The sequence below is a fragment of the Phocaeicola sp. ICN-14070 genome, assembly GCF_037892625.1.
Taxonomy (GTDB): Bacteria; Bacteroidota; Bacteroidia; order Bacteroidales; family Bacteroidaceae; genus Phocaeicola; species Phocaeicola plebeius.
Genome location: NZ_JBBKBF010000048.1, coordinates 22457 through 30744, shown reverse-complemented (window position 1 = coordinate 30744; position 8288 = coordinate 22457). Strand labels below are relative to the sequence as shown.

General features: G+C 53.3%; 7 protein-coding genes. 4 read left to right on the top strand and 3 right to left on the bottom strand.

What is annotated here, in order from left to right; genetic code table 11:
• Positions 1-156 precede the first annotated feature (156 nt).
• The gene (locus WKT20_RS12640) at positions 157-1653 is read right to left on the bottom strand and encodes an arylsulfatase (RefSeq protein ID WP_259323545.1); all 1497 of its coding nucleotides are present in this window, start codon (positions 1651-1653) and stop codon (positions 157-159) included.
• A gap of 134 nt (positions 1654-1787) precedes the next feature.
• Between WKT20_RS12640 and WKT20_RS12635 the strand changes: the two genes are divergently transcribed.
• From WKT20_RS12635 to WKT20_RS12625, 3 genes are all read left to right on the top strand, one after another.
• On the top strand, positions 1788-2390 hold the full coding sequence (locus tag WKT20_RS12635) for an IMPACT family protein (RefSeq protein ID WP_022052514.1): 603 nt from the start codon (positions 1788-1790) through the stop codon (positions 2388-2390).
• A 116-nt stretch (positions 2391-2506) separates the two neighbouring features.
• Positions 2507-3544 carry a L,D-transpeptidase gene (locus tag WKT20_RS12630; protein WP_340417473.1) on the top strand — a complete coding sequence of 346 codons (1038 nt, stop codon included), beginning with the start codon at positions 2507-2509 and terminating at the stop codon, positions 3542-3544.
• Positions 3545-3632: 88 nt separating this feature from the next.
• Entirely contained in the window at positions 3633-4361 is a 729-nt protein-coding gene (locus tag WKT20_RS12625; RefSeq protein WP_340417472.1) for a murein L,D-transpeptidase catalytic domain family protein, read from the top strand.
• Here WKT20_RS12625 and WKT20_RS12620 read toward each other — a convergent pair.
• Positions 4345-4953 (bottom strand): LolA family protein, encoded by a 609-nt coding sequence (locus WKT20_RS12620; RefSeq protein ID WP_340417471.1) that lies wholly within the window; start codon positions 4951-4953, stop codon positions 4345-4347. The genes WKT20_RS12625 and WKT20_RS12620 overlap by 17 nt on opposite strands.
• A gap of 40 nt (positions 4954-4993) precedes the next feature.
• Positions 4994-7573 (bottom strand): FtsK/SpoIIIE family DNA translocase, encoded by a 2580-nt coding sequence (locus WKT20_RS12615; protein WP_340417470.1) that lies wholly within the window; start codon positions 7571-7573, stop codon positions 4994-4996.
• An 89-nt stretch (positions 7574-7662) separates the two neighbouring features.
• Here WKT20_RS12615 and WKT20_RS12610 point away from each other — a divergent pair, with 89 nt between their 5' ends.
• Positions 7663-8286, top strand: a complete 624-nt coding sequence (locus tag WKT20_RS12610) for a DUF5063 domain-containing protein (RefSeq protein ID WP_117701991.1) — start codon at positions 7663-7665, stop codon at positions 8284-8286.
• The last annotated feature ends 2 nt before the right edge of the window (positions 8287-8288 follow it).

Genomic DNA, 8288 nt, shown 5'->3' with positions numbered 1-8288 from the left:
TACTTGCGGGACGGACGGCGAGAAGCAAGCTGAAAAGAAAACGCACTTACGTATTCTGCTAAACGTAAGTGCGTTTTCTTTAAGACTCTTCGGCGTTTGAGTTGGAACGCAAGTGCGTTTGGTTCGAAACGTAAGTGCGTTTTCCGGTAAAATATCTTATTTCGGTAAGGTCACGGGGAAGAGGTCGTTCGGGCGGTGTTCGCGCAGAATTACCTGCTTCATCTGGTTCACGAGATCCGGATGCTGGGCAGCCACGTCGTGGTCCTCATGGATGTCTTCTGCCAGGTTGTAGAGGTGAGGAACACCCTTCTTTACCACCATCTTCCAGTCGCCCATGCGGAGACCAATCTGGTCGGTTTCGTGGAACTCCCAGTAGAGGAAGTCGTGTGCCTTCTGAGCTTTGTCATTTCCCAACAGGGTAGGAGCGAAAGAGATGCCGTCGAAACAGTCACCTTCCAGTTTCTTGTTCAGGTATTTCTTGGGGAAACGCTTGTCGCCCACCAGTTCGCAGAAGGTCGGCATGATGTCGTAGAAGGCCAGCTGATGGTCGTTCACCTCACCGGCTTTCACCTTTCCCGGCCAGCGTACGATGAACGGGATGCGGATACCTCCTTCGTAGCACTGGCGTTTCAGGCCGCGCAACTTGCCGTCGCGTCCGAAGAATGTCGGGTCGGCACCGCCTTCTTCGTGAGGACCGTTGTCACTGCTGAAAATGACGATGGTATTCTCGTCGAGCCCTTTTTCTTTCAGCTTGGCCAGGATTTCGCCCACGTAGGCATCCAGTCGGCTGATCATGCCGGCAAACTGGGCATGTGTGTGCACGCTCTCGTTGTAGCGGGAACCGGCTTGTCCGCCCCAGGTCTTGTCTTCAAAGAACTGTTTCTTATATTTCTTCAGGATGGAGTCGTTGGGCTGTACCAGTTCGGCATGCGGCAGGGTGTACGTCAGGAAGCCGTAGAAAGGCTGTTTGCCGTCCTGCTTGTCGAGCCATTCCAGTGCCTTCTGGTGAATCAGGTCGGCCGAATACTGCGTACGCTTGAAATAGTCTTCGCCGCTCATCGGGTAGCGGATGTTGTCTTCCAGAATCACACGGCTGACGGCCGTATCACCTGCGGCACGGCTGTAGGAGTTCAGGAAGTTCGGGTAGTAGAGGTGCGCCTGAAACTGGCACATGTAGCCGAAGTATTCGTCCACGCCCCGCTTGTCGGGAGTAGAGGTCGAACCCTCGTAGCCGCCCGCCCATTTGCCGAACATGCCGGTGGTATAGCCGTTTTTCTTCATTATTTCCGGCAGGATGATGTGCTGCGGGTCATACGGCTCCTGTCCGGTCACGGCATATTCCTTGTTCTGTCCGTACCACACCTCGCCGAGCCAGTATTCCTTGTTGCCTCTCACGTGTCCGTGTCCGCTGTGCTGTCCGGTCATGATGGTGGCACGCGACGGGGCACTGACGGGGCTTCCGGCGTATGCCTGCGTAAATCGCATGCCCTCCTGTGCCATCTGGTCGATGCAAGGTGTCTGGATGAAAGGCTGACCGTAGCATCCCAGGTCGCCGTATCCCATGTCGTCGCAGAGAATGAACAAAATATTGGGTTTTTCAGAATCGGGGGTTGCAGCTTGTGCATGAGGTGCAGCCACGGCAACCAGTCCCATACAGTAGGTTAGTTTTTGTAATTTTTTCATGCCATTAGTTTCTTAAGGGATTAATGCAGGAGCAAAGATACGCTTTCCGGTTTTAAAAATGCGAGAAAAATCATTAAATTTGCCACCTGAAAGAAGAAAAAACGATGCAAGAAGATACCTATAAGACCATTCAGGAAAGCGCGGAAGCCATCTATACCGAGAAGCGCAGCAAGTTCATTGCCATTGCGCTGCCGGTGCGTACGCTCTCCGAAGTGAAGTCCCTTCTGGAAGAGTACCAGAAGAAATATTACGATGCCCGCCACGTGTGTTATGCCTATATGCTGGGGGCGGAACGGAAGGATTTCCGGGCCAACGACAACGGAGAGCCTTCGGGCACGGCCGGAAAGCCCATCCTCGGACAGATTAACTCGCGCGAACTGACCGATGTGCTGGTCATCGTGGTGCGTTATTTCGGCGGCATCAAGCTGGGGACGAGCGGTCTGATTGTGGCCTACCGCATGGCGGCTTCGCTGGCATTGGATGAAGCCCCGGTCATCGAGAAGACGGTGGACGAAGACGTGGCCGTGGCGTTCGAATATCCTTTCATGAACGACATCATGCGCATCGTCAAGGAAGAGTCGCCCGAGATACTGGAACAGTCGTACGACATGGACTGCCTGATGCGTCTGCGCATCCGCAAGTCGATGATGGGAAAGCTGCGTGCGCGACTGGAAAAAGTGGAGACGGCCCGTATCCTGGACGAGTAATTGGAGGAAGTGCCGGAAGTCGTGCTTTCTTTGCAGAAAGTCGCTGATTTTTTGCATTTTCCTGCGGTTTTTTAGCAAAAATTATTATCTTTGTTCCAACCTTATAACCCTTCATTATGAAACGACTGACAGGCTTAATATGCTTCTTGTGTCTCCTTTGCGGTTGCCGGGAGGAAGCAGGCCGTGGGGTGGAACAACCGATGTCGCAACCCATCGTGTCGGAGACGGCATCTCCCGACAGCATGGAGGTGGAAGATATTCTGCCGTTTGAGCGTAAACCGCTGACCGCTGACGACATCATCTTGGCGAAGGAACTTCTTTTTGACAAATATACCTTGAAGGATGAGTATCCGTATAAGGACACCGTCCGTTCATTCAAATGGGATGCCATACGCAAATGCCTGGCCTTTATCGAGAACCTTCAGTACGATGCCAACCGCTGGGCGATATTCCAGAATTACAAGAATGTGAACCGTGAAGCTCCGCTGGTGCGGAAATACACGCAGAATGTGTACCGGCGCATTGCCGATACGCTGGGAGTGGAACGCTATCAGTCGGTGCCGCTGTATCTTCCTTCGGATACGCTGGTGCCCGAACGCTACGGACGCGACGGGGCGCTGGTGTCTTTCCTGGGCGAGACGGGCAGCTTCTATCGCGTGTCACCGGTCTCCATCGAGGGAGAATGGTGGGTGCCGCGCCGCTACGTCAAGCTCTTGTCCGACAGCACGCAGTTTAACCACGTGGTAGTGGTGGACCGGGGCGACCAGAACATTGCCACGCTGGAACGTCTGGAAGAAGGTACCTGGGCCATCCGCAGCATGAATCCGGCTACTACGGGCATGCACCGTCCGCCGTACGCGCAGGAAACGCCGCTCGGCATGTTTGTGGTGCAGCAGAAAAAGTCGCGCATGGTGTTCCTGAAAGACGGCTCTGCAGCCACCGGAGGCTATGCACCGTATGCCAGCCGCTTCACCAACGGAGCCTATATTCACGGGGTGCCGGTCAACGTGCCTCGCACGGCGATGATTGAATACAGCTGGTCGTTGGGCACCACGCCCCGTTCGCACATGTGTGTGCGCAATGCCACCTCGCATGCCAAGTTTGTGTACGACTGGGCACCGACAGAACGGTCACTGGTGATTGTAATCGAGTGATTTCTATAAAATTAACTCTCTTTACGGAAGAAGAAGGGCGGAAAATCCGTAACTTTGCGGCCGAATATTTTTCAGGTCGTAAAAAGTCATGCAAAATCATATCATCAAATTTTTTCTTTCTGCCATGTTCCTGTCTTTCCCCTGTGCGTATTTCACGGCGGAAGGAGAGTCTGTTCCTACTGAATCCCCTGTAGCAGCGGTCAAGGCGGCCGATGAGGTCGTGTCGCTCTACCATTCCATGCAGCTGGAGGGGGTGGTCAACTGGCGGGCCTTCAAGCAGGCGGTGACGGGTTACAACCGCATCAAGAACCGCAAACGCGATGTACTGACCCTGATTGACTTTTCCAAGCCTTCCACGGAAAAGCGCCTGTACGTGTTCGACATGAAGCACCGACGGATGCTGTATTCCTCGGTAGTGTCGCACGGCAAGAACAGCGGCGGAAACTATGCTACTTCTTTTTCCAACGAATACGGCTCCTACAAGAGCTCACTGGGTTTTTACCTGACGGCTTCCACCTATCAGGGACGAAACGGCTATTCGCTCATTCTCGACGGGCTGGAGAAAGGGATTAACGACCGGGCCCGCGAACGTGCCATTGTGGTGCACGGGGCCGCCTATGCAGACCCCTCCGTGGCCAGTCGTGGCGGACGGTTGGGACGGAGTTTCGGATGTCCGGCACTGCCTACTTCCGTGTCGCGCCCCATTATAGATGCGATAAAAGGGGGCAGCGTCATGTATATCTATGCCGAAACCCCCTCTTACTTAGCTCAAAGTTTTATTCTCGATACATCGGATGATGTCATCGTAAATCAATGATTTCTGCTTCGGGATACTTGCTTTTGTCGAAACGGAACACCGCGTCGGGCAGATTCACTCCCGTGCGGTATGACGAAATCTGAAACTCTTGTTTCTCTCCGTTCTGCAACTGGATGGCAATGTACACGGGCGAGCTGTTTTCCTTCACGTTCAGTGTGATGCTTTTAATGTCCTGCGAGGTTTTCGGGGTTAGGATGATTTCATGTCCCCGCTTTCCCTGACGGGTCTTTTCGCCCACGTAGCGGTAGTTGAAGCCCTTCTTGTAGGCCCTCAGCAATGCATACGGGTTGACGCTCTGTATTTCCTCCGGGGTGGGGGATGACACGTTCACCTCTTCATTCTGCTCCACGTAGCTCCACTGTGTCTTTCCGTCGAACCAGGTCTTGATGCCTCCGCTCTCCAGACAGAACTTGTTGCCTTTCAGCAACAGCTTTCCTTGTTGTGTACCTCCAAAAGTCAGACTGATGCCGCCGGCTTTCCGGTAGCTGTCCGTCATCTTGCTTAATATGCTTTCAGCTTTTGCATCCTGTTGGGCCACAGCCTGACACAAGGCGACTCCCATCAGCAGGACGAGAAGAAAAATCTTTTTCATACCTGTCACAATCGTTTTTAGGGGTTAGAGGGCAGCCCGTTTAATCCTTCAGGCTGCTCATTCTCATTTGTAAATCGTTTTCATCCAGACAAAGCACGTCGCGCGCCTTGCTACCGTTGGCCGGACCTACGATGCCCGCCTTTTCCAACTGGTCCATGATACGTCCTGCACGGTTGTAGCCGATGGAGAATTTACGCTGAATCAGCGAAGTGGAACCCTGCTGGTGGTAGATGACCAGACGAGCCGCTTCTTCAAAGAGCGGGTCCAGACGGTTCATGTCCACGTCGGCTGCACTGCTGGGTTCTGCATTCTCATCCACGTATTCCGGCAGCATGAAGGCCGTAGGATAACCCTGCTGCTTGCCGATGAATTCCGCGATGCGTTCCACTTCCGGCGTATCGACAAACGCACACTGCACGCGCACGGGGTCGTTTCCTTGCAGGTACAGCATGTCACCCTTACCGATGAGCTGCTGGGCACCCGGACGGTCCAGAATGGTGCGTGAGTCCATCATGGAAGCCACACGGAAAGCCACACGTGCCGGGAAGTTGGCCTTGATGGTACCCGTAATGATGTTCGTGGTCGGACGCTGGGTAGCGATGATAGCGTGGATACCCACCGCACGGGCCAGCTGGGCAATACGGCAGATAGGCAGTTCCACCTCCTTGCCGGCTGTCATAATCAGGTCGCCGAACTCATCAATGATGATGACGATGTAAGGCAGGAAGCGGTGACCGTTCTCCGGATTCAGCTGGCGGTTGATAAACTTCGCGTTATATTCCTTGATGTTACGGCATCCCGCGTTCTGCAAGAGCTTGTAACGGTTGTCCATTTCCACACACAGCGAGTTCAGTGTCTGTACCACCTTCGTCACGTCGGTGATGATGGCATCCTCTCCGTCGGGCAACTTGGCCAGGAAGTGACGCTCAATCGGCGCATAGATGGCAAATTCCACCTTCTTCGGGTCGATGATGACGAACTTCAGTTCACTGGGATGCTTCTTGTAGAGCAGGGAGGTCACGATGGCATTCAGTCCCACAGACTTACCTTGACCTGTCGCACCGGCCACCAGCATGTGGGGCGCTTTGGCCAGATCCACCATGAACACCTCGTTGGTAATGGTCTTTCCGAGTGCCACCGGCAAGTCGAACGTGGTTTCCTGGAACTTCTTGCTGGTCAGGATGGAACTCATGGGCACGATGTGCGGGTTTGCGTTCGGCACCTCGATACCGATGGTACCCTTGCCCGGAATCGGTGCGATGATACGGATACCCAGTGCCGAAAGACTCAGGGCGATGTCGTCTTCCAGGTTACGGATTTTCGAGATACGTACCCCTTCTGCCGGCGTAATTTCATATAAGGTAATGGTCGGACCCACACTGGCCTTGATGGAACTGATTTCAATGCCGAAACTGCGCAGCACCTTGATGATGCGGTTCTTGTTGGCATTCTGTTCCTCCATGTCGATGTCCGGATCGTCGTTCTGATACGTATTCAGCAAGTCGAGGGTAGGGAAGCGGTAAAACTCCAGGTCCAGACGCGGGTTATACGGTTGCGACACGTCTCCACGGTAAGCCTGATCCTCTTCCTTGGTATCGTTGCTGACCTCAAATGCCGGCTCCTCTTCTTCCTTGTCGAAGTCTTCCTCCACCAGGGCCGGCTTCACCTCAAAAGGGTGCTTCTTCTCATCCTCTTCCTCGGTATCAAGGGGCAGGTCGATGACGCGCTTTGGTGCCGGTTCCTCTTTCACAATTACCTTCTCCGGTTCCTCCTTTACAGGTTCAGCCGCTTTCTCCGGTTCTTCCTGCGGAGTTTCTTCCTCCTCTTTCTGTTTCGGTTTCCGGTGCGTCCAGCTCTTCCAGAAACTTTCTTTCTTTTCCTTCTTATCCGATTCGTCCTCCGCAACGGTCGCTTCCGCTTCGTCCACTACCGGCTTCCGGAATGTCGGTTCCGGCTGGGGAGTTACTTCCTCTGCCATGGCTGCGTTATTGCCCTTTTGCGGATGAAGTGCCTTTCTCACCACGCCCATGGTCTGTCGGGTCAGTGCCACGCCGAACAGTATGGCCGTAGCCAGCAGCACCAGAATCAATCCCAGTGCACCGATTTGCGAGCGAATCCACAGGCTCACGTTATAGCCATGCAGTCCCCCCGGATAAATATAAGAATCTTCCAGCAGTCCCCCGAATGCAAATCCCAGGGTGATAGAGAGCCACACCATCACCGTGGCACAGCCTAAGAACCAGTAACGGATGCGGAATTCATACGCCTTCATCAGCTTCATGCCGGCCACCACTAAGAAGATGATGATGCAGTAAGCCGAAAACCCGAAGCAGTCGTTAATCAGGTATTGTGCCAGCTGCGCTCCCCGTGCTCCGGCATAGTTCTGTATGCGGTTGCTCGTTTCCAGCAGTTCCGACGGGTTGGGATGCGACAGAATACTCTGGTCATTTCCTCCCGTAAAGAAGAACGAGCTGAAAGCCAGCAGCAAGTACACGCCAAAGATTACAAAAAGCAGTCCGATGACGAACCCCGTAGTTTCACTTTTAAGAATAGTCCATGTTTTTCCGGCCATGGCAGCCGCTTTTCCACTTTTGCCTGTATCTGTTTTTTTGGTTTGCATGATGATTCGAATTAGCTAAACATACGTGCAAATGTACGAATAAAACTAGAACTGAGAAATTTTTTTTGTACCTTTGCGTCTCAATTAGCATGATTATGGAAGAAAAAAAATCTCAAGTAATATTCGATAAAAATGCGGTCGAGTTCGTGACAGTGGCTGCCGAGTTCTGTGGATTCCTGGAGCGTGTTTCCGATATGCGCTGTCGGGATTTCGTCGACAAGTCCCTGAAACTCCTTCCCCTTTTATATCTGAAGGCTTCGCTGCTTCCTGCTTGCGAGCGGATGGAAGAAGCTGATCCGGAAACCTTCGTGACCGAGACCGATTACGAAGTGCTTCGCGGTTCCATTGCCTCCCTGTTGGGCGAATACGATGACTACCTCGAAGTGTTCCTCGATGACATGGCCTATAGTGATACTCCCATTCATCAGAACATCTCCGAAAGCCTGGCCGACATTTACCAGCCTGTCAAGGATTTTATCTGCGTGTTCCAGTTGGGCCTGAAGCACACCATGAACGATTCTCTGGCCATCTGCCGTGAACTCTTTGCCGAGTTCTGGGGTCAGCGCCTGGTCAATGTGATGCGTGCCCTTCACGATGTGAAGTACCGCCAGCTGGCACACGGCAGCCAGGAGGAGGAAGATTCTGCACTCTACGAAGACAACTGCACCGAAGAAGAACTCTACGAAGGCCTTGACATGGGCGACGACGAATAACC

What these genes read in the sequence shown, in the direction of transcription:
- WKT20_RS12640 (WP_259323545.1), bottom strand. Translation starts at nt 1,653, where the DNA reads ATGGGACTGGTTGCCGTGGCTGCACCTCATGCACAAGCTGCAACCCCC.
- WKT20_RS12635 (WP_022052514.1), top strand. Translation starts at nt 1,788, where the DNA reads ATGCAAGAAGATACCTATAAGACCATTCAGGAAAGCGCGGAAGCCATC.
- WKT20_RS12630 (WP_340417473.1), top strand. Translation starts at nt 2,507, where the DNA reads ATGAAACGACTGACAGGCTTAATATGCTTCTTGTGTCTCCTTTGCGGT.
- WKT20_RS12625 (WP_340417472.1), top strand. Translation starts at nt 3,633, where the DNA reads ATGCAAAATCATATCATCAAATTTTTTCTTTCTGCCATGTTCCTGTCT.
- WKT20_RS12620 (WP_340417471.1), bottom strand. Translation starts at nt 4,953, where the DNA reads ATGAAAAAGATTTTTCTTCTCGTCCTGCTGATGGGAGTCGCCTTGTGT.
- WKT20_RS12615 (WP_340417470.1), bottom strand. Translation starts at nt 7,573, where the DNA reads ATGCAAACCAAAAAAACAGATACAGGCAAAAGTGGAAAAGCGGCTGCC.
- WKT20_RS12610 (WP_117701991.1), top strand. Translation starts at nt 7,663, where the DNA reads ATGATTATGGAAGAAAAAAAATCTCAAGTAATATTCGATAAAAATGCG.